The following is a 19503-nucleotide window of genomic DNA, read 5'->3' on the forward strand; positions in this document are numbered from 1 at the left end:
GCTTCGAGGCCGCGGCTCCGGGCCTCCCGACGGGGGCCACGGAAGGGAAGGGGGCGCGTCATGAACGCGGGAGTGCTGAACGGACCGGCCTTGCGGGTCGGCCGGGCCTGCACGGACGGGGTGCGTGCCTGGTACGCGGCGACGCTGGCCGTGACGGGCTTCCTCGCGCTGCTGGCCGGGCCGGTGCTGCTGGCCACCGCACTGTTCGGTCCGGACGAGCCCCCGGACTTCCACCCGGGCGGGCCGCTGATCCTGGCGGTGCCGATGGCGCCGGTCGCCCTCTGGGTGCTCTGCTGGGCCACCGGGGGCGGCGGCCGGGCGGTCGGCGCCGCGCTGTTCGCCCCCGGGGCGATAGCGCTGATGGCGACGCACATCTACGGCGGCGCCGCACCCGGCGGCCGGTCCGGCTCGCTCTGGCTGGCGCCCTCGCTGCTGGTGCTCGGGCTGTTCGGCGCCCGCTGGATCGCAACGGAGAGCAGGCGGACGGTCGGGAAGTGGAGCGGGCGGCCGATCGCGGTGCCGTACCGCCGACCGGTCGGCGCCGGGCCCTGGCGGCGGCTGCGCGCCGGCGGCTGGCTCACCGACCCGGCGACCTGGCGGGACGTCGCCTGGACGCTGCTCACCGGCACGGCCGTGCTGCTCACCGCCGCGATCGTCCTGCTGGCCCCGGTCGCCCTGGAGGTCTTCGGCCGGAACGGACGGTTCTTCGCGCTGGGCATCGTCTACGCGATGGGCCTGACCGTCGCCCCGCTGGCCGTCCTGTGGGCCGCCCCACCGGCTCTGCGGATCCACGAGAAGGCCGCCCGGGCCCTGCTCGGGCCCTCCCGGCGGGCCGAACTCGCCCGCCAGGTCAGCCACCTGGCCCGGACCAGGGCGGACACCATCGACGCCGGGGCCGCCGAGCTGCGCCGGATCGAGCGGGACCTGCACGACGGGGCGCAGGCCCGGCTGGTGGCACTGGGCATGCTGCTGACCGTGGCCGAGCAGCTGAAGCACGACCCGGACGCCCTCGGGCCGCTGCTGGCCGAAGCCCGGACGTCCTCGGTGAAGGCGCTGAGCGAGCTGCGGGACCTCGTCCGGGGCATCCACCCGCCGGTTCTGGCCGACCGCGGCCTGGCCGACGCGGTGCAGGCAACGGCACTGGACCTGCCCCTGCCGGTCAGCTTCACCGGCGGCCTGCAGGGCCGGGCCCCCGCTCCGGTGGAGTCGGCCGCCTACTTCGCGGTGACGGAACTGCTGGCCAACGTGGTGAAGCATGCCGGGGCCTCGCACGTGTGGATCGAGATAGGGCACAGTGACGGGCTGCTGCGGATATCGGTGACCGACGACGGGCGCGGCGGCGCCGACCCGTCCCGGGGAACCGGCCTCAGCGGAACCGAACGCCGACTGGCCGCCTTCGACGGGGTGCTCGCGATCAGCAGCCCTTCCGGTGGGCCGACCATTGTGAACCTGGAGATCCCGTGCGCGTTGTCATCGCCGAAGACCTCTTCCTCCTTCGGGACGGCCTGACCCGACTGCTGGAGGCCAACGGCATGAAGGTCACCGCGGCGGTGGAGAACGGCGAGCAGCTGCTCGCCGCGGTGGCCGCGGACCGGCCCGACATCGCCGTGGTCGACGTCCGGCTGCCGCCGAGCTTCACCGACGAGGGACTGCGGGCCGCACTGGCGGCCCGTCAGGCTCACCCGGGCCTGCCCGTCCTGGTGCTGTCGCAGTTCGTGGAGCAGCTGTACGCGCGCGAGCTGCTGGCCGGCAGCACCGGTGGGATCGGCTACCTGCTCAAGGACCGGGTGATGGACGGCAGCCAGTTCATCGACGCCGTCCGGCGGGTCGCCCAGGGCGGCACCGCGATGGATCCGGAGGTGATCACCCGGCTGCTCACCCACAACTCCTCGGCCGGCCCGGTCTCCACCCTCTCCCCGCGCGAGCGGCAGGTGCTGGCGCTCATGGCGGAGGGCCGGTCCAACGCGGCGATCGCCCAGCAGCTGGTGATCACCGAGCGGGCGGTCGCCAAGCACACCGCGTCGATCTTCGTCCGGCTCGGCCTCCAGCCCTCCGACGACGACAACCGTCGCGTCCTGGCCGTCCTGGCTTACCTCAACAACTCCTGAAAGGGGCCGTACCCCTTCGAAGCCGCGACTCCCGAAGCCGTAACCCCGCGAAGCCACGATTCCCGAAAGGAGCCGCCACGCTCCGGCAGCACCGCCCCACGCCTTGATAGATCACCGACAAGTGGTGAGTGGCGCTCCGCTGCAGGGGTCTCGCCTGCCGCGGAACGGGTCAATTAGGCTGATGAGGTGCTCATCCTTGTTCGCCGCCGCCACGTGGACCTGCTCCGCGTGACGACCATGTCCTGTCGACGCTCCGGCTGAACCTCGCGCCACCCACCCTCAACGGCGGCCCTGCCATGCCGCCACCACCTCCCGGCTCCCGGAGCACGCGCCGCACCAGGCGCTGCCCCGGCCGCCCCCGGTCGACCACCGGGACCAGCCGGGACGAGACCCAGCGGATGTCACACATGACGCAGCAGTACACACCCATATCCGAAACCGGCACCGACTCCACGCCGGCGGACGCCCTCCCGGTGATCGACCTCTCGCTCGCCGACGGCAGTCCGGAGGACCGTCGCCGTCTGCACGACGAGCTCCGCACCGCGGCCACCGGCGTCGGCTTCTTCCAGCTCGTCGGCCACGGCGTCACCCCGGGGGAAACCGCCGCGCTCGCCCGGGCCATGCGCGCCTTCTTCGCGCTCCCCGAGTCCGACCGGCTGGCCGTGAGCAACCTCAACTCCCCCCACTACCGGGGCTACACCCACACCGGTGACGAGCGCACCGGCGGCAGTCAGGACTGGCGCGACCAGCTGGACATCGGCGCCGAGCTGCCCCCGCACGTCCCCGGCACCGGCGAGCCCCCGTACTGGTGGCTGGAGGGGCCCAACCAGTGGCCCGAGGCGCTCCCCGAGCTGCGCACCGCCGCGCTCGGCTGGATCGACCACCTCGGCGAGGTCGCCCGCCGTCTGCTGCACGAGCTCCTCACCGCGATCGGCGCCCGCCCCGACTTCTACGACGAGGCCTTCGCGGACCACCCCCATCTGCGTCTCAAGCTGGTCCGCTACCCCGGCACCGCCCCGGACGGCGCAGGCCAGGGCGTCGGCGCCCACAAGGACTACGGCTTCATCACCCTGCTGCTGCAGGACACCGTCGGCGGCCTCCAGGTCGAGCGCGCGGACGGCACCTTCCTGGACGTCCCGCCACTCGACGGCGCCTTCGTCGTCAACCTCGGCGAGCTGCTGGAGGTGGCCACGGACGGTTACCTCAAGGCCACCAACCACCGTGTGGTCAGCCCGCCCGGTGCCCGCGAGCGCTTCTCGGTGCCGTTCTTCTACAACCCCCGCCTCGACGCCCACATCGAGCCGCTGGACTTCCCGCTCGCCCACCACGCCCCCGGCGCCACCGAGGACCCGGACAACCCGCTCTTCGCCGACTTCGGCCTCAACGAGTGGAAGGGCTACACCAGGGCCCACCCCGAGGTCACCCGCCGCCACCACGCCGACCTCATCGGCCCCGCGGCCCGTTGACCCGGCGCCCCCGGCCCGACCCCGCCGGCAGCCGAGCCGAGCCGACTTCGGCCTGAACGAGCCGAGCGGCTACACCCGCGCCCACCCGGACCACCCGCAACCGCCCGGACCACCCGCAACCGCTCCCGCCCCTGTCCCGCAGCCGAACCCGGCCGCAGGGCAGGGGCGTCGGCCGTCCGGAGCCCCCGCTCCGCCGGCCACAGCGCGCCCGATCCCGGTGGACCGCGGCGGCGGGCACTGTCACACTGCTGCTGTCACAGCGGGAATGTGCCAGCGCGGGAGGCAACAGATGGGGGAGCACGGCGCCGGGGTGGGCGAGGTGCGGCTGACGGTCGACGAGTTGGCGGCGCGGGCCGGGATGACGGTGCGGACCGTCCGGTTCTACGGGACGAAGGGGCTGCTGCCGCCGCCCGAGTTGGGGCCGCGCCGGGTGGGCCTGTACGGGGCGGCACACCTGGACCGGCTGGAGCTGATCGAGGAGTTGCAGCGCCAGGGACTGACGCTGGCCGCGATCGAGCGGTACCTGGCCCGGCTGCCCGAGGACAGTTCGCCCCTGGACCTGGCGATCCACCGGGCACTGGTCGCGTCCTGGACCCCCGAGGTGGCCGAGAAGTCGAGCCGCGCGCAGTTGGAACGGCGGGCCGGGCGCGGACTGTCGGAGGAACAGGTCGAACGGCTGGCGGCGATGGGGGCGCTGGAGCGGACCGACGACCCGGACCTGTTCCGGGTGGACCCCGGGCTGCTACCGCTGGGCGTGCGCATCCTGGACGTGCCGATCCCGCTGGAGACGCTGCTGGCCGCCCGCGCGGTGGTGCTGGAGCACAGCCGGGCGACGGCACGGGAGTTGCAGCGGCTGTTCCGGGAAACGGTGTGGAAGCCGTACCGGGAGAGCGAGCCGGCGCCGGACGAGCTGGCCCGGATGAAGGCGCTGACCGACCACATCCAGCCGATGGTCGCGCAGGCGCTGGTCACCGCGTTCCAGCGGTCGCTCCGGGAGGAACTGGGCGAGGAACTGGGCGAGGACCTGGCCGGCGAGCCCAAGTGATGCGCCGGGTGAGGCCGTACAGCACACGGCCCCACCCGGCACCACCACGTACCCGGCGAACCCTGCGAACCCGGCGGATCAGTCCGTGAACGTCCGCCCCTCGGCCGCCACCCGCTCCAGCAGCGCCGGCGGCGCGAACCGCTCGCCGTACGCGGCGGCGAGTTCGCGGGCCCGGGCAGCGAAGCCGGCCGGGCCGCCCCGGTACCCGTTGATGTACTGGAACACGCCGCCCGTCCAGGCCGGGAAGCCGATGCCGAGGATCGAGCCCACGTTGGCGTCGGCGACCGAGGTCAGCACGCCCTCCTCCAGGCAGCGCACCGAGTCCAGCGCCTCGCTGAACAGCATCCGCTCCTTGAGGTCCTCGAACGGCACCTCGGAGACACCGCCGCCGAAGTGCTCCAGCAGCCCCGGCCAGAGCCGCCCGCGCTTGCCGTCCTCACCGTACTCGTAGAAGCCCGCGCCGCCGCTGCGCCCCGGGCGGCCGAACTCGTCGACCATCCGGTCGACCACCGTGTCCGCCGGGTGCGGCGTCCAGGTGCCGCCGGCGGCCTCCACCGAGCGCCGGTGCTCGTCGCGGATCTTGCGCGGCAGGGTGAGGGTGAGCTCGTCCATCAGGGAGAGCACCTTGGCGGGGTAGCCGGCCTGGGCGGCGACCTGCTCGACGCTGGCCGGGTGGACGCCCTCGCCGACCATGGCGACGCCCTCGTTGAGGAACTGGCCGATCACCCGCGAGGTGAAGAAGCCGCGCGAGTCGTTGACCACGATCGGGGTCCGGTCGATCTGCCGGACCAGGTCGAAGGCGCGGGCCAGCGCGGTGTCCCCGGTCCGCGGGCCGCGGATGATCTCGACCAGGCGCATCTTGTCGACCGGCGAGAAGAAGTGCAGCCCGATGAAGTCGTCCTGGCGCTCGACGCCTTCGGCGAGCAGGCCGATCGGCAGGGTGGAGGTGTTGGAGCAGAGCAGCGCGTCGGGGCCGACCACGCCCTCGATCTCCTGGAACACCTTGTGCTTGAGCTCGGTGTTCTCGAAGACCGCCTCGATCACCGCGTCGCAGCCGGCCAGGTCGGCGGCCTCGGCGGTGGGGGTGATCCGGGCCAGCAGCTCGTCGCGCTTGGCCTCGGTGGAGCGCCCGCGCGCGATTGCCTTGTTCAGCAGCCCCTCGGAGTAGGCCTTTCCGCGCTCGGCGGCCTCGACGCTGACGTCCTTGAGCACGACCTCGATGCCGGCCTTGGCGCAGGCGTAGGCGATGCCCGCGCCCATCATCCCGGCGCCGAGCACCGCGACCTTGCGGACCAGCCGCTTCTCGACGTCCTTCGGGCGCCCGGCACCGGAGTTGACCGCCTGCATGTCGAAGAACAGCGCCTGGATCATGTTCTTGCTGGTCTGACCGCAGGCGAGCTCGGTGAAGTAGCGGGCCTCGATCACCATCGCGGTGTCGACGTCCACCTGGGCGCTCTCCACGGCGGCGGCCAGGATGTTGCGCGGGGCGGGGTAGGGCGCGCCGTTCAGCTGCTTGCGCAGGTTGGCCGGGAAGGCGGGGAGGTTGGCCGCGAAGGCCGGGGTGGCCGGGGTGCCGCCGGGGATCTTGTAGCCCTTGACGTCCCAGGGCTGGACGGCGGTCGGGTTGGCCTCGATCCAGGCGCGTGCCCGGGCGGCCAGTTCCTCGGGGGTGTCGACCAGTTCGTGCACCAGACCGTTCTCCAGCGCCTGCGCCGGGCGGTACTGGCGGCCCTGGAGCAGGAACTTCAGCAGGGCGTCGGTGATGCCGAACAGCCGGACCGTACGGACCACTCCGCCGCCACCCGGAAGCAGGCCGAGGGTGACCTCGGGCAGGCCGATCCGGCTGGCCGGGGTGTCGAGCGCGATCCGGTGGTGGCAGGCGAGGGCGATCTCCAGGCCGCCGCCGAGCGCGCTGCCGTTGACGGCGGCGACGACGGGCTTGCCGAGGGTCTCCAGGGTGCGCAGCGCACGCTTGATCCGCAGCGACTTCTCGAAGACGGCCTCGGCGTCCTCGGGTCGGGCGGCGGAGAGCATCCGGAGGTCTCCCCCGGCGAAGAAGGTCTTCTTGCCGGAGGTGACGACCACGCCGCGCAGCGCGTCCCCCAGGTTCGCCAGCCGCTCGACGACGGTCTCGAAGTCGGCGGTGAAGGCCTCGTTCATGGTGTTGACGGACTGGGTGGGGTCGTCGAGGACGAGGGTGACCACGCCGTCCTGGTCCTGCTCCCAGCGGATGGTGGTGGTGTCGCTCATGGGTTCACGGTCTCCAGATCTGCAAAAGGAGGTGCCACGCGATGCGGGTACCCCCGGGCGAAGCCTGGGGGAGTGTCGCAAGAAGGGTGGCGGTGGGCGACGGGCGGGCTCAGATGCGCTCGACGATGGTGGCGATGCCCATGCCGCCGCCCACGCAGAGGGTGATCAGGCCGTAGCGCAGGTCGCGCCGCTCCAGTTCGTCGATCACGGTGCCGAGCAGCATCGCCCCGGTGGCGCCGAGCGGGTGGCCGAGCGCGATCGCACCGCCGTTGACGTTCACCTGGTCGTGGCGGAAGCCGAGTTCGCGGATGAAGCGGAGGGCGACCGCGGCGAAGGCCTCGTTGATCTCGACCAGGTCGATGTCGGCGGCGGTGAGCCCGGCCTTGGCGAGCGCCTTGTGGGTGGCCGGGGCGGGGCCGGTGAGCATGATGGTCGGCTCGGAGCCGGAGACGGCAGCGGAGACGATCCGGGCGCGCGGGCGCAGTCCGTACCGCTCGCCGACCTCGCGGTTGCCGATGGCCACCAGCGCGGCGCCGTCCACGATGCCGGAGGAGTTGCCCGCGTGGTGGACGTGGTCGATGGCTTCGACCCAGTGGTACTTCTGGAGGGCGACGGCGTCGAAGCCGCCGGCCTCGCCGATGGCGGCGAAGGAGGGCTTGAGGCCGGCCAGGGTCTCGACGGTGGTGCCGGGGCGGATGAACTCGTCGCGCTCCAGCACGACCAGGCCGTTGCGGTCGCGCACCGGGACGACCGAGCGGTCGAACAGGCCGTCCGCCTGGGCCTTGGCTGCGCGGGCCTGGGACTCGGCGGCGAAGGCGTCCACGTCGGTGCGGGAGAAGCCCTCGATGGTGGCGATGAGGTCGGCGCCGATGCCCTGCGGGGCGAAGTTGGTCTCGTAGGCGGTCATCGGGTCGGCGAACCAGGCGCCGCCGTCGGAGGCCATCTTCACCCGGGACATCGACTCCACGCCGCCGGCCAGGACCAGGTCCTCCCAGCCGGAGCGGACCTTGGCGGCGGCCAGGTTGACGGCTTCCAGGCCCGAGGCGCAGAAGCGGTTCTCCTGGACGCCGGCGACGGTGTCGGGCAGGCCGGCCGCGATGGCGGCGATCCGGGCGATGTCGGAGCCCTGGTCGCCGACCGGGCTGACCACGCCGAGCACGATGTCGTCGATCGCCGCCGGGTCCAACCCGGGGTAGCGGTTGCGCAGTTCGTGGATCAGTCCGACGACCAGGTCGATCGGCTTGGTGCCGTGCAGCGAGCCGGAGGCCTTGCCCCGGCCGCGCGGGGTGCGGATCGCGTCGTAGACGTACGCTTCGGTGGTCACGGTGGGAACGCCTTTCAGGGCAGGGGGCTTGAGGGGAACGCTCAGCCGAGGATGGAGCGGCCGACGATCTCCTTCATGATCTCGGTGGTGCCGCCGTAGATGGTCTGGATGCGGCCGTCGGTGAACGCCCGGGCGACCGGGAACTCGCTCATGTAGCCGTAGCCGCCGTGCAGTTGGAGGCAGCGGTCGGCGGTGCGCTTCTGCAGCTCGGTGGCCCACCACTTGGCCATCGAGGCGTCCGCCGGGGTGAGCGCCCAGCGGTTGTGCTCGGTGATGCAGCGGTCCACGAAGGCACGGGTGACGGCGCACTCGGTGGCCAGTTCGGCGATCTCGAAGCGGACGTGCTGGAGCTTGGCGAGCGGACGGCCGAAGGCCTCGCGCTGCTTGACGTAGTCGGTGGTGATCTCGACCAGGTACTCGGCGCCGGCGATCGCCGCGGCGGCGATGGTGAGCCGCTCCTGGGCGAGGTTCTGCATCAGGTGGACGAAGCCGCCGTGGAGCTCGCCGATCAGGTTCTCCTTCGGCACCCGGACGTCCTCGAAGAACAGCTCGGCGGTGTCCTGGGCCTTCTGGCCGATCTTGTCGAGGTTGCGGCCACGCTCGAAGCCGGGCGTGCCGCGTTCGACGGCCAGCAGGCTCAGCCCGTGCGCGCCGCCCTCCGGGGTGGTGCGGGCGACCACGATCACCAGGTCGGCGAGGATGCCGTTGGAGATGAAGGTCTTGGCGCCGTTGAGCAGGAAGTGGTCGCCCCGGTCGACCGCCTGGGTGCGGATGCCCTGGAGGTCGGAGCCGGTGCCGGGCTCGGTCATCGCGATCGCGGTGATCAGCTCGCCCGAGCAGAAGCCGGGCAGCCAGCGGCGCTTCTGCTCCTCGGTGGCGAGCGAAGTGAGGTACGGGCCGATGATGTCGTTGTGCAGGCCGATCGCCAGGCCGGAGGCACCGGCCCGGGCGAACTCCTCGGCCAGCACGGCGGCGTAGCGGAAGTCCGGGGTGCCGCCGCCGCCGTACTCCTCGGGGACGGCGAGGCCGAGCAGGCCCTGCCGGCCGGCCGCGAGCCAGGCGGAGCGGTCGACGATGCCGGCCTTCTCCCAGCGGTCGTAGTGCGGCAGCACCTCCTTCGCCAGGAAGGCGCGCACGGTGGCCCGGAAGTCGTCGTGCTGCTCGGTGAAGATCTCGCGCTGCAACGCTACTCTCCTTGCTCTGCCGAAGGGTTGAGAGAGGGGACGCCCCAGTCCCGGGCCACCTCGACGGTGTCCGCGCCCGGCCGGGCCGGCGGGCGGCGCAGGGCGCCCGGGGTGGCGGAGAAGCGCGGGGCCGGGGCGGGCTGGGTGACGCCGCCCGCCTCGACGTACGTCCCGCGCGCCGACAGGTGGGCGTCCACAGCTGCCTGACGCATCGTCAGCACCGGTTCCACGCAGGCGTCCGAGCCGGCGAAGACGTCCTCCCACTCGACCCTGGTCCGGGTGGCGAAGCGGGCCGCGATCAGGGCGCGCAGTTCGGGCCAGCGGGCCGGGTCGTACTGACCGGGCGCGTCCGGGCCCAGCTCCAGCAGCCGGGCGAACTCCGCGTAGAAGCGCGGCTCCAGCGCGCCGACGGCCAGGTGCCCGCCGTCGGCCGTCCGGTACACCGCGTAGAACGGTGCGCCGCCGTCCAGCAGGTTGACGCCCCGGCGGTCCTGCCAGTGGCCGGCCGCGAGCAGGCCCCACAGCATGCTGCCGAGGTGCGCAGCGCCGTCCACGATCGCGGCGTCGACGACCTGGCCGGCGCCGGTGGCACGGGCGTGGTGCAGCCCGGCGAGCAGGCCGACGACCAGGTAGAGCGAGCCGCCCGCGTAGTCGCCCAGCAGATTGGCCGGGATGCCGGGCGCCTCCTCGGCCCCGCCCGGCGCCGCCACCATCCCGAGCACCCCGGCGACCGCCGCGTACCCGAGGTCGTGCCCGGCGGTCGCCGCCCGGGGGCCGTGTTGCCCCCAGCCGGTCATCCGCCCGTACACCAGCGCCGGGTTGCGCGCCAGGCACGCCTCGGGCCCCACCCCGAGCCGCTCCGCGACACCCGGCCGGTATCCCTCGATCAGCAGGTCCGCCCGCTCGACCAGGTCCAGCACCCGCCCGGGCCCTTCGGGGGACTTCAGGTCGATCAGCACCGAGCGCTTGTTGCGGTTGCTGAGGTCGTACGCCGGGTCCGTGCCGAGCGGCGAGGGCTCCGGCCGGTCCACCCGCACCACGTCCGCCCCGAGGTCCCCCAGCAGCATCGCCGCGAACGGCCCCGGCCCGATCCCGGCGAGCTCCACCACCCGCACACCCGCCAGCGGCCCCCCGGCCCCCGGCGCACCGCTCGCGTCACGCACTGGCTGCTGAGCCCTTCCGGTTGGGTTTGACAGTAAAGCTGTAACACTCGGGATGATAGGCAAGCGACCGGCCGGTAACAAGACCTCCGCCCTCGCGCCGAGCCGCCAATTCCCCCTTGACCAAGCCTTGGTGAATCCCCCCACTCCTCGCGCACCCGACACCACGGAGGGTGGGTCGGTGTACCGACAGTGGCCACCTGTACGGTCGTCATGCCGCAGAGGGGGAACGGCCGCTCTGCCGAATGGGGAGGATTGCACACACATGGGCAACCAGGGGTTCACCACGGGGCCGGTCGCCCCGGTCCTGGACTCGACGTCGGGCAACGCCGCGACGCCGCTGTACGCCAGGCTCGTCCTCGCAGGCGCCGGAAGCCCGTCCGCCTCCTCGCCCGGCGCAGGGACCACCCAGCTCGACACCCCGTACGAGCTCGCCGCCTCGGCCGGGATGGCCCGGCAGATCGCGACCGACCTCGACAGCGCCAACGGCAAGGCCGGCCCCGGTGCGCACAGCCTCACCGAGTACGCGAGCACCGCGTCGACCAGGATCCGCGGTTTCTCCTTCGGCGGCGCCCTCACCGGCAGCACCGAGCGGTGGATGCAGCAGTGCAAGACGCTGCACGACAAGCTCGGCACCATCGCCGGAAACCTCGACAAGACCCAGCAGAACTACCACGCCAACGAGACCAGGACCGCCGCAGACCTCTGCGGGCGCCAGTAACAAAGGGAGGGGAACAAACAGATGGTGTCCTTCAAGGAACTGCACGAGGCCGACTTCGCCGCGATCAACGACGCCGCCGAGGCGTGGTCCGGTGTCGCCAAGGCCCTCACCTCCCTGGACGGCAGGGTCGCCAAGGACCTCACCAACACGGCGCAGCGGGCCGGCTGGAAGGGCACGGCCGCCGATCAGGCGACCAAGGCCCTGCAGGGCGTCGACGGCGACTTCAAGCAGGCCTCGGCCGTCGCCACCGCCCTCGCCGCGATCATGAAGACCGCCGCCGAGGACTTCGCCGCCGCCCGCCGCGACCTCGATACGGCGCTCCACGACGCGCAGGGCGACAGCACCCTCAGCGTCACCGCGGACGGTACGGTCAAGTGGACCGTACCGAAGGAGTCGAGGAACGACCCCGAGGCCGAGCCCACCATCCGGGCCAACGCCCAGGCGCTGTCGGACCGGCTCAACAAGGCCGTCGCCAAGGCCACCGCCGCCGACCAGAAGGCCACCGTGGCCCTCCAGGGCGACATCGGCACCAGCACCACCTCCTTCAACGCCGCCCCGTACGGCGCCGGCCCGGTCGCCGACGCCAAGCGGGCCACGGACCTGATGTCCAAGGCCGGCAGCCTCTCCGACGACCAGCTCAATCAGCTGAACGCGCTCATGGCCGCCAACGCGGAGAACAAGGACTTCTCCACCACCCTGCTCAACGGCCTCAACGCCGGCGGAAAGACCGGCCCCGAAGCCCTGCTGGAGTACAGCAAGGTCTACGACAACCTCGCCCACGGCAACCACAACGCCAAGGGCTACCAGGACGTCTACGGCAACCTGTCCGTCGCGTTGGCCACCGCCACCCGCGACGGCGGAATGGGCAAGGAGTGGCAGGACGGCCTGCTCGCGGCCGCCCGCCGCCCCGGTGCGTCCGCGGCCGGGTACAACGACAACTACCCGGCGCTGACGAAGCTGATGGGCGCGAAGGGGACGTTCGACAAGCCGTTCCTCCTCAAGGTGGGCAACGACCTGGTCGACTACGAGCGCAACAGCAAGGTCAAGGGCGAGGAGCTCTGGGGCCCGGGCTGGAGCGCGATCAAGGGCCAGACCGACCCGATGGGTGGTCTGATGACCGCGCTGAGCCGCGATCCGGGGGCGTCGAAGGACTTCTTCGACCCGGGGAAGGGCAAGAACCTGGACTACATGCTGCACGAGCGGAAGTGGCCGAACCAGGGCTACGAGCAGAACCAGATGGACGACCTGGTTCGCGACACCTCCCGCGCGGCGCTCGGCGACGCCCTGGAGGCCGCCACGACCGGTCGGGACCCCCACGGCAACCAGCCGCCGGTCCGCCCGCACGACAAGGTCATGTCGCAGATCATGGACGAGACGCTCAAGGCCTTCGCCGGCAGCGGCCCCGGGGACAAGGCGAGCCTCCCGGCCGCGCTCCGCCGGCCGATGGCCGACATGATCGCCGACTACGCCCCGAGCATGCACGAGATCCTCGGCAAGGAGCTGTCCGGTCCGGCCCAGCCGGACGGACTCACCGTCCAGCGCGACCAGTTGTTGCGCGTGATCCGTGGCACCTCCGAAGACCCCGCTTCGTTCGCGATCATCCACCGTGCCGAGACCCAGGAGATCGCCGTCCGCCTCGGTGACTACGGCCCCGAGGCGTTCAAGCCCGATGCGGTGGGCGGCGCGAATCGCCAACTCCACTCCTTCACCCAGGAGGCCGCCTCCGCTCTCGGCGCTCTCGACGCCGTGTTCGCCGACACGGCCTCGGACCACACGGAGTCCGACAAGGCGAAGGCGGACTGGGACGCGAAGATGAACTACCACCTGCTCGGCACGCCCGCGAACCTGTTGCCGGGGGTCGGCGACATCGCCCAGCGCCTGGTCGACGTCGGAACCGCCCAGTACGCCAATGACGCCAAGGCGCTGGCCGACTCCGAACTCCAGGGGAACCTGAGTTCCCACTTCTCGGCAGGACAGAACCAGTTGAACAAGATGATCGACGACAGGGTGAAGCAGTTCGGGATGGACACCACCACCGCCGACCAGACCGGAAGCGTGTCGCAGCAGCTGAAGACGGACGGGCGCACCAGCTACAACGTCGCCATCGACGGCACCTACCGCACCGTGTTCGGGAAGTCGTGAACAGGTGGATGCCATGAGGAACGACGCTTCTTCCGACGGTTCCGGAACCCCTCACGGGCGCATCGACGAGGCGCTCGACCGGCGGGGGTTCACCACACGGGGACTGCGATCGCGGGCAGCCGCGGTGGTGCTGGCGCTCTCCCTCCTCCCCGTCGGGGCGGCGGGTTTCGCGGTGTACCGGCTGACGAACGTCGGCGGGCCGGACAGCGTGTGCGACGGGGCGGCCACGGCGGACCAGGTGCACGACCTCCTGGGGGCGGGGCGGATCAGCGAGAACAAGAGCGGCTATTCGGCCACGAAGGACTCCACCGGGAACAGCTGCACCGCCACGGTCAGCTCCGGTTTGTTCGAGACGTCCAGGAACACCGTGCACTTCACCGTCGTCCGCAACTCCGAGGACGGCCCGGGCAAGCTCGCCGCGTCGGACGCCCGGCTGTTCTCCGGTGACTCCGTCGGCTCGGTGACCCCCGGCGCGGCGTGGGCCGTACTCCCCGAAGGGTGCGAGAAGGGCGTGCGCGCCGAGGTGCGCACCGGCCGGCAGGGCCACGATGAGGCCCGGGCACGACTGGCCGTGGCCTTCGCCAACGGGATCGCCAAGGCACGGGGCTGCGGCGACCGGGCCCTCACGGCGCCGAAGGAGCTGTCGGCGAAGAGTGCCGAGACGGACCCGGACTGGGCCAACCTCTGCGGCCTGCCGGGGTTCGCCCCCGCGAAGAACCCCGCCGCCCAGTGGCGCATGCCGCAGCAGGTCACCACCGCGACCGCCCCGATCTGGTCGTGCAGGATCGGCGGGGACCCTCGGTACGACAGCCGAACGCAGGAGTTCGCGATCACGACCGATCCGCGGACCACCGCCCTTACCCAGGAGGACAGCAAGAAGACGTCCGATCTCGGCCGGGCCCAATGGGTCGCCGACGGGACACTCGTCACCACTTGCCAGGGCAAGGACGTCTTCTTCACCGTCACCGGCGGGCTTGCCTCTGGCCTCGAAAAGCCCTTCCTGTTTCCCGACCAGCAGGACCTGGTGCGGAAGTTCCTCGTCGCCGGCGGCAAGGCGATCGGCTGCGAGCCGATCCTCTGAAGGAGTAACGAACTGTGGAAACCAAGGAGGACGACAAGCCCAGCGGCTCCGCTGCGGGCCTTGCCGGACGCCTTGGCGCGGCGCTCGATCGGCGCGGGTTCAACACCCGCGCCCTGCGCGTACGGGCCGGGGTCGCGGCGGCTGCGGTGACGGCGGTGGCGGTCGGCCTGGCGATCGGCGGGTGGGCGCTGCTGAGGGACGACATGACCAACGCCTACGGTCCGCAGAGCGTGTGTGAGGGCATGGTGAGCTCACGGGCACTGAACGACGCACTCGGGTCGGGCAAGGTCAGCGCGGAGCCGTACGCCGGGAGCGTGAGCCGCGGCACGGCGGCGTGCACCGTGACGGTCGCCGGCGGAATGTTCGGCGACGACCGGCACGTCACGGTGTCCCTGGGCCAGAGCAAGGATGTCTTCCACCTCCCGATCGCCTCCGGCGCCCGGACGTTCGCCGCCTCGGCGAACGGCGGCGCGGTCGGCGCCGTTCGCGGCGCGGAGGCGTGGGCGCTGCTCCCCGAGGGCTGTCCCAACGGGCTGTGGGCCCAGGTCGCCGCGTACGACGGCGAGCAGCCCGACGCCTTGAAGCTCGCCCGGTTCGCCGTGTCCACGGCCGACCTCATCGCGGACCGGCGCGGGTGCGGCAGGACGCCGCTGCCCGCCCCGCACGAGCTGGCCCCGGCCGCCGCCGAGCGGGAGCTCGACGGCGATGCCGTCTGCGGCCTGCCCGGGATCACCGTCCAGCGCATGCCCGGCAAGCGGTACAGGGAGGCGGTGACCGCCGGGTCCGATCCGCTGTGGACTTGCGAGATCACGCCGGAGGGCGAGCACGAGGACACCTCCTCCCTGGTCATCGCCATCGAGCCCCGGCTCCGGCAGGACGCCGCCGGCCAGGACACCTCGCCGGCGTTCGGCCGAGCCCGCTGGGTGGGTTCCATCCCCCGAGACGAGATCGTGGTGACCTGCCACGGTCGACCCACCTACTTCCGGATCGGCACGATCAGGCAACTCGGGCACCTGTTCCCTACCTCTGACGAGGCCTGGAAGCAGTTCCTGACCGCCGGGGGCAACGCGATCGGGTGTGAGCCGATCCTGTAGGAAATTGGGCGGGCGAGCGTCAGGGTAATGGTCTATCTTGCGGTAGATCTATTACAAGGAACGGGGGAACGCCATGACCACCACCACCGCCCAGCACGCCCGCACGATCGTCGCCGCCTCCGAACGACTGGTGCTGACGCGGCCGCAGGAGGGCGACGTGGAGGCGGTGTTCGCGATCCACGGCGATCCGGAGACCAACCGGTACAACCCGCACGGGCCGCAGCGGGAGATCGCCCAGGCGCAGGCGATGCTGGACGGGTTCGTCGCCGACTGGGTGCGGGACGGGGTGGGGTACTGCGCCGTCGCCACCAGGGAGGAGCCGGGGACGGTCATCGGGTTCGCCGGGCTGTGCCTGCACACCCTGGACGGGGAGCGGGTGTTCAACCTCTACTACCGCTTCCGGCCGTCCGCCTGGGGGAAGGGGTACGCGGCGGAGGCGGCCCGGGTGGCGATGGCCGAGGCGCTGCCGCGCCACCCCGGCATCCCGGTGACCGCCCTGATCCGGGCCGACAACCTGCCCTCGCGCCGGCTCGCCGAGCGGCTCGGGCTGCTCGCCGACCCGGACGGCCGCACCGACGAGGAGGAGCGGGTGGTCCACCGGATGGCCCCGGCCACCGCGTCGGCCTGAGCCGGAGATCCCCCGGCAGGGGGAGGGGGATCGCGCCCCGGGCGGAGGACCCGGGGCGGGGCCCGGCGGGACCGTGGGGGCATGAGGATCAACGAGCAGGTGGTGCGGGCCGGGGCCGCGTGGACGGCGGTGGCGGCGACCGGGCCGTACCTGACGCTGAAGCTGCTGTGGCTGACCGGGCATCCGGTGGGGACGGACGACCCCGGCGAGATGGACCGGCTGTGGCTGGTGAACCTGCTGACCTTCGGCATGGACGCGATCGCCGTGGCGCTGGCGCTCGCGTTCGTCCGGCCGTGGGGGCGGCGGGCGCCGGCCGGGCTGGTGGCCTTCCCGATGTGGGTGGCGACCGGGCTGCTCGGCACGATCCTGGTCGCGCTGCCGCTGTACCTGCTGAGCTTCCTGGTGCTCGGTCCGGAGCGCGGCGACCCGGACGACAAGGGCCTCGGCGACTGGGTCTTCCTCGTCGTGTACGGCGGCTTCGCCGTCCAGGGCCTCGCGCTGCTCACCGCCTTCGCGCTGTACGCCCGCCGGCGCTGGGCCGGGCTGCTGCGGGAGCGGATCGGCGGCCTGCCCGACTCCCCCACCCTGACCGTGCAGCGCGTCCTCGCCTGCGTCGCCGCGCTGCTCGCCGCGGGCGTCGCGGTGGGCCGGGCCTACTGGGCGCTCGGCGGCACCGCCGGACTGCCGCAGAGCATGGTGGAGGACCGGAACCGGGGCGTGGCGGTGATGGACGGGGTGGCCGCGGTGATGGCCGTGGCCGCGGCGGCGGCGCTGCTGGTCCTCGTCTTCCGGATCGGCCCGGGGCGGCGGCTGGTCGTGCCGCTGCTGGTGGTCTGGACGGCGGCCGGGTCGCTGTTCGGCTGGGGCGGCTGGCAGCTGGTGGCCTTCGGGGCGACGACGACCGAAGTGACCGAACTGCGGCTGGCCGTGCCCGGGCTGACGCCTCTGGTGCAGACCGCCCAGGTGGTGGCGGCGGTGCTGGTCCTGGCGGTCGGAGCGATCGCGCTGACCGAGTGGGGCGCCCGCCGGCCCGCCGCTGCCGTAGAGTCTCGCGGGTGATCACGGGGGTGGGCAGTCGACTGCGGCGTGCCGCGGGGGCGTCGGTCGGGCGGCGGGCCCGGCTGCGCTGGGTGCACCTGGTGCTGGGCGGCGCGCTGCTGATGCCGTACTGGATGCTGTCGGTGGTGCTCTTCGGGGCGCTCAACCCGAACCAGTCACCCGGCCGCCAACTGCTGCTGTACGTCCTGTCGTTGCTCACCTCGCTGCCGATGGCCGCCGTCACCGCGCTGGTGCCGATGGTGCGGGGGCTGGAGGGCGCGGCGGCGCGGGCACTGTGCGCGGTGGCCCGGCCGGAGGAACTGGCCACCGGACCGGCCCGCTCCTGGGCGGCCAGGTGGCGCACCGCGCTCTGGTACGTGCTGCACGTCCTGTTCGGCGGGGTGGTCGCCGGGATGACCCTCGCCGGCACGCCGTTCGCGGTGGTGCTGGTCCTCGGCTTCTCCGGGACCGAGGAGTTCGTCCGGATGTGGGAACGGCACTTCCCCGGTTGGCTGGCCACCGGCCCTGTCCTCGGCTTCGGCCTGCTGCTGCTGCTCGTCGGCACCAACGCCGTCTGCGGCGCACTGCTCGCCCGTTGGGCTCCCGCCCTGCTCGGCCCGACCCCGGAGGAGCGGGTGGCCGCCGCCGAGCGCCGGGCCACCGTGCTCGCCCAGCGCAACCGGCTGGCCCGCGAGCTGCACGACTCGGTCGGGCACGCGCTCAGCGCCGTCGGCATCCAGGCCTCGGCCGCCGCCCGGGTGCTGCGCAGCAACCCGGACTTCGCCGCCGAGGCGCTCGCGGCGATCGAGGAGACCGCCCGGGCGGCCGTCGCCGAACTCGACGCCGTGCTCGGGGTGTTGCGCGAGGAGGACCCGGAGACCGCCGAACCGGCCGGCCCCACCCTCGCCGGGCTGGACGACCTGCTGCGCCAGCTCGGTCGCGCCGGGGTGGCGGTGGACGCCGAGCTGGCGCCCGGGCTGGCCGGCCTGCCCGAGGCGGTCTCCCGCGAGGCGTACCGGATCGTGCAGGAGGGCCTGACCAATGTGCTGCGCCACGCCGGGCCCGCCCCGGCCGGGCTGCGGGTCGGGCTGGCCGACGGCCGGCTGGAGATCGAACTGACCAACCCGCTCGGCCCCGACCGGCCGAGCCGCCCCGGCGGCGGGCGCGGGCTGCGCGGGATCGGGGAGCGGGCGGCGGCGCTGCACGGCGGCAGCACGGCGGGGCCGGGCGAGGACGGAACGACGTGGCGGCTGGCCGTCTGGCTGCCGGTGGGAGGGGCGGCGTGAACGAGGACGTGAGCCCGGGCGTGGGCGAAGGTGCGAGCCCGGGCGTGAACGAAGAGAAGATGTGAGCCGAGGCGTGGACGAGGATGTGAGCCCGGGCGTGAACGAAGGCGTGGACCAGGGCGGCGTGCAGCAGGGTACCGACGGCATCCGGGTGGTGATCGCGGACGACGAGCGGCTGGTCCGACTGGGCCTGCGGGTGGTGATCGACAGCGAGCCGGACCTCACCGTGGTCGGCGAGGCCGCCGACGGCGCCGAGGTCGTCCCACTGGTGCGCGAACTACGCCCGGACGTGGTGCTGATGGACGTCCGGATGCCCGGCATCGACGGCATCCGGGCCACCGAACAACTGGTCAACGGGATGGACGCGCCGCCGCGCATCCTGGTGGTCACCACCTTCGAGCACGACGATCACGTGTACGACGCGCTGCGCGCCGGCGCCGCCGGGTTCCTGCTGAAGCGGGCCCGGGCGGAGGAGATGGTGCAGGCGGTGCGGCTGGTCGCGCGCGGCGACTCGCTGCTGTTCCCGGCGGCCGTCCGCGAACTCGCCCTGCGCCACGGTGCGGACCGGCGCCGGGAGACCGGGTCGGCGGACCGGGGGCCGATCGGGCGGCTGACCGAACGGGAGGGGCAGGTGCTGCGGCTGATGGCCACCGGACTCAACAACGGCGAGATCGCGCGGCAGCTGGTGGTGAGCCAGGAGACGGTGAAGACGCACGTCGGCAGCGTGCTGGCCAAGCTGGGCGCGCGGGACCGCACCCAGGCGGTCATCGCCGCGTACGAGTCGGGCTTCGTGCTGCCGGGCTGACAGCCGCACCGGCCCCGCCGTGGTTCCCGACGGGCTGGACCGGCTCGGGACGCGGATACCGGCTCGGGACGCGGATCGCGGGCGGGACGCGGATACCGGCTCGGGACGCGGACCGCGGGCGGGACGCGGATACCGGCTCGGGACGCGGACCGCGGGCGGGACGCGGATACC

16 protein-coding genes are annotated in these 19503 nt (G+C 72.8%); 12 read left to right on the plus strand and 4 right to left on the minus strand.

Annotated features, from left to right (window positions below):
• Positions 1-60 precede the first annotated feature (60 nt).
• The 4 genes from ACFU7Y_RS18815 (at position 61) to ACFU7Y_RS18830 (ending at position 4619) form a co-directional block, all read left to right on the plus strand.
• Positions 61-1509: a histidine kinase gene (locus ACFU7Y_RS18815; RefSeq protein WP_224279328.1), complete on the plus strand. Its 1449-nt coding sequence runs from the start codon at positions 61-63 to the stop codon at positions 1507-1509.
• Positions 1461-2108 (plus strand): response regulator transcription factor, encoded by a 648-nt coding sequence (locus ACFU7Y_RS18820; protein WP_224279330.1) that lies wholly within the window; start codon positions 1461-1463, stop codon positions 2106-2108. The genes ACFU7Y_RS18815 and ACFU7Y_RS18820 overlap by 49 nt, the downstream gene beginning before the upstream one ends.
• Before the next feature lie 407 nt (positions 2109-2515).
• Entirely contained in the window at positions 2516-3574 is a 1059-nt protein-coding gene (locus ACFU7Y_RS18825) for an isopenicillin N synthase family oxygenase (RefSeq protein WP_224279332.1), read from the plus strand.
• A 289-nt stretch (positions 3575-3863) separates the two neighbouring features.
• Positions 3864-4619, plus strand: coding sequence for a MerR family transcriptional regulator (locus ACFU7Y_RS18830; protein ID WP_224279335.1), 756 nt, complete (start codon positions 3864-3866; stop codon positions 4617-4619).
• Between the two features lie 78 nt (positions 4620-4697).
• Here the strand turns inward: ACFU7Y_RS18830 and ACFU7Y_RS18835 are convergent, their stop codons facing one another.
• From ACFU7Y_RS18835 to ACFU7Y_RS18850, 4 genes are all read right to left on the minus strand, one after another.
• The gene (locus ACFU7Y_RS18835; RefSeq protein ID WP_380768890.1) at positions 4698-6869 is read right to left on the minus strand and encodes a 3-hydroxyacyl-CoA dehydrogenase NAD-binding domain-containing protein; all 2172 of its coding nucleotides are present in this window, start codon (positions 6867-6869) and stop codon (positions 4698-4700) included.
• A gap of 109 nt (positions 6870-6978) precedes the next feature.
• The gene (locus ACFU7Y_RS18840) at positions 6979-8193 is read right to left on the minus strand and encodes an acetyl-CoA C-acetyltransferase (RefSeq protein WP_224279338.1); all 1215 of its coding nucleotides are present in this window, start codon (positions 8191-8193) and stop codon (positions 6979-6981) included.
• Positions 8194-8234: 41 nt separating this feature from the next.
• Entirely contained in the window at positions 8235-9377 is a 1143-nt protein-coding gene (locus ACFU7Y_RS18845; protein ID WP_224279346.1) for an acyl-CoA dehydrogenase family protein, read from the minus strand.
• Between the two features lie 2 nt (positions 9378-9379).
• A complete protein-coding gene (locus tag ACFU7Y_RS18850; protein ID WP_380768891.1) occupies positions 9380-10540 on the minus strand; it encodes a CaiB/BaiF CoA transferase family protein in 1161 nt (386 codons plus the stop codon).
• A gap of 262 nt (positions 10541-10802) precedes the next feature.
• Between ACFU7Y_RS18850 and ACFU7Y_RS18855 the strand changes: the two genes are divergently transcribed.
• The 8 genes from ACFU7Y_RS18855 to ACFU7Y_RS18890 all read left to right on the plus strand — a co-directional run bounded on the left by ACFU7Y_RS18855 (position 10803) and on the right by ACFU7Y_RS18890 (position 19332).
• Positions 10803-11258, plus strand: a complete 456-nt coding sequence (locus tag ACFU7Y_RS18855; protein WP_224279350.1) for a hypothetical protein — start codon at positions 10803-10805, stop codon at positions 11256-11258.
• Positions 11259-11279: 21 nt separating this feature from the next.
• Positions 11280-13400 carry a hypothetical protein gene (locus ACFU7Y_RS18860; RefSeq protein WP_224279352.1) on the plus strand — a complete coding sequence of 707 codons (2121 nt, stop codon included), beginning with the start codon at positions 11280-11282 and terminating at the stop codon, positions 13398-13400.
• A gap of 13 nt (positions 13401-13413) precedes the next feature.
• Entirely contained in the window at positions 13414-14481 is a 1068-nt protein-coding gene (locus ACFU7Y_RS18865) for a hypothetical protein (RefSeq protein ID WP_224279354.1), read from the plus strand.
• Positions 14482-14495: 14 nt separating this feature from the next.
• The gene (locus ACFU7Y_RS18870; protein WP_224279356.1) at positions 14496-15575 is read left to right on the plus strand and encodes a hypothetical protein; all 1080 of its coding nucleotides are present in this window, start codon (positions 14496-14498) and stop codon (positions 15573-15575) included.
• Positions 15576-15648: 73 nt separating this feature from the next.
• Positions 15649-16203, plus strand: coding sequence for a GNAT family N-acetyltransferase (locus ACFU7Y_RS18875; RefSeq protein WP_224279358.1), 555 nt, complete (start codon positions 15649-15651; stop codon positions 16201-16203).
• Positions 16204-16284: 81 nt separating this feature from the next.
• Positions 16285-17262, plus strand: a complete 978-nt coding sequence (locus ACFU7Y_RS18880) for a hypothetical protein (protein ID WP_224279359.1) — start codon at positions 16285-16287, stop codon at positions 17260-17262.
• Positions 17259-18527, plus strand: a complete 1269-nt coding sequence (locus ACFU7Y_RS18885) for a sensor histidine kinase (RefSeq protein WP_380768894.1) — start codon at positions 17259-17261, stop codon at positions 18525-18527. The genes ACFU7Y_RS18880 and ACFU7Y_RS18885 overlap by 4 nt, the downstream gene beginning before the upstream one ends.
• A gap of 97 nt (positions 18528-18624) precedes the next feature.
• The gene (locus tag ACFU7Y_RS18890; RefSeq protein ID WP_308020208.1) at positions 18625-19332 is read left to right on the plus strand and encodes a response regulator transcription factor; all 708 of its coding nucleotides are present in this window, start codon (positions 18625-18627) and stop codon (positions 19330-19332) included.
• The last annotated feature ends 171 nt before the right edge of the window (positions 19333-19503 follow it).

Source organism: Kitasatospora sp. NPDC057542 (assembly GCF_042801945.1).
GTDB lineage: Bacteria > Actinomycetota > Actinomycetes > Streptomycetales > Streptomycetaceae > Kitasatospora.

Coding starts and splice junctions, on each gene's coding strand:
- ACFU7Y_RS18815 (WP_224279328.1), top strand. CDS start 61: ATGAACGCGGGAGTGCTGAACGGACCGGCCTTGCGGGTCGGCCGGGCC.
- ACFU7Y_RS18825 (WP_224279332.1), top strand. CDS start 2,516: ATGACGCAGCAGTACACACCCATATCCGAAACCGGCACCGACTCCACG.
- ACFU7Y_RS18830 (WP_224279335.1), top strand. CDS start 3,864: ATGGGGGAGCACGGCGCCGGGGTGGGCGAGGTGCGGCTGACGGTCGAC.
- ACFU7Y_RS18835 (WP_380768890.1), bottom strand. CDS start 6,869: ATGAGCGACACCACCACCATCCGCTGGGAGCAGGACCAGGACGGCGTG.
- ACFU7Y_RS18855 (WP_224279350.1), top strand. CDS start 10,803: ATGGGCAACCAGGGGTTCACCACGGGGCCGGTCGCCCCGGTCCTGGAC.
- ACFU7Y_RS18860 (WP_224279352.1), top strand. CDS start 11,280: ATGGTGTCCTTCAAGGAACTGCACGAGGCCGACTTCGCCGCGATCAAC.
- ACFU7Y_RS18865 (WP_224279354.1), top strand. CDS start 13,414: ATGAGGAACGACGCTTCTTCCGACGGTTCCGGAACCCCTCACGGGCGC.
- ACFU7Y_RS18875 (WP_224279358.1), top strand. CDS start 15,649: ATGACCACCACCACCGCCCAGCACGCCCGCACGATCGTCGCCGCCTCC.
- ACFU7Y_RS18880 (WP_224279359.1), top strand. CDS start 16,285: ATGAGGATCAACGAGCAGGTGGTGCGGGCCGGGGCCGCGTGGACGGCG.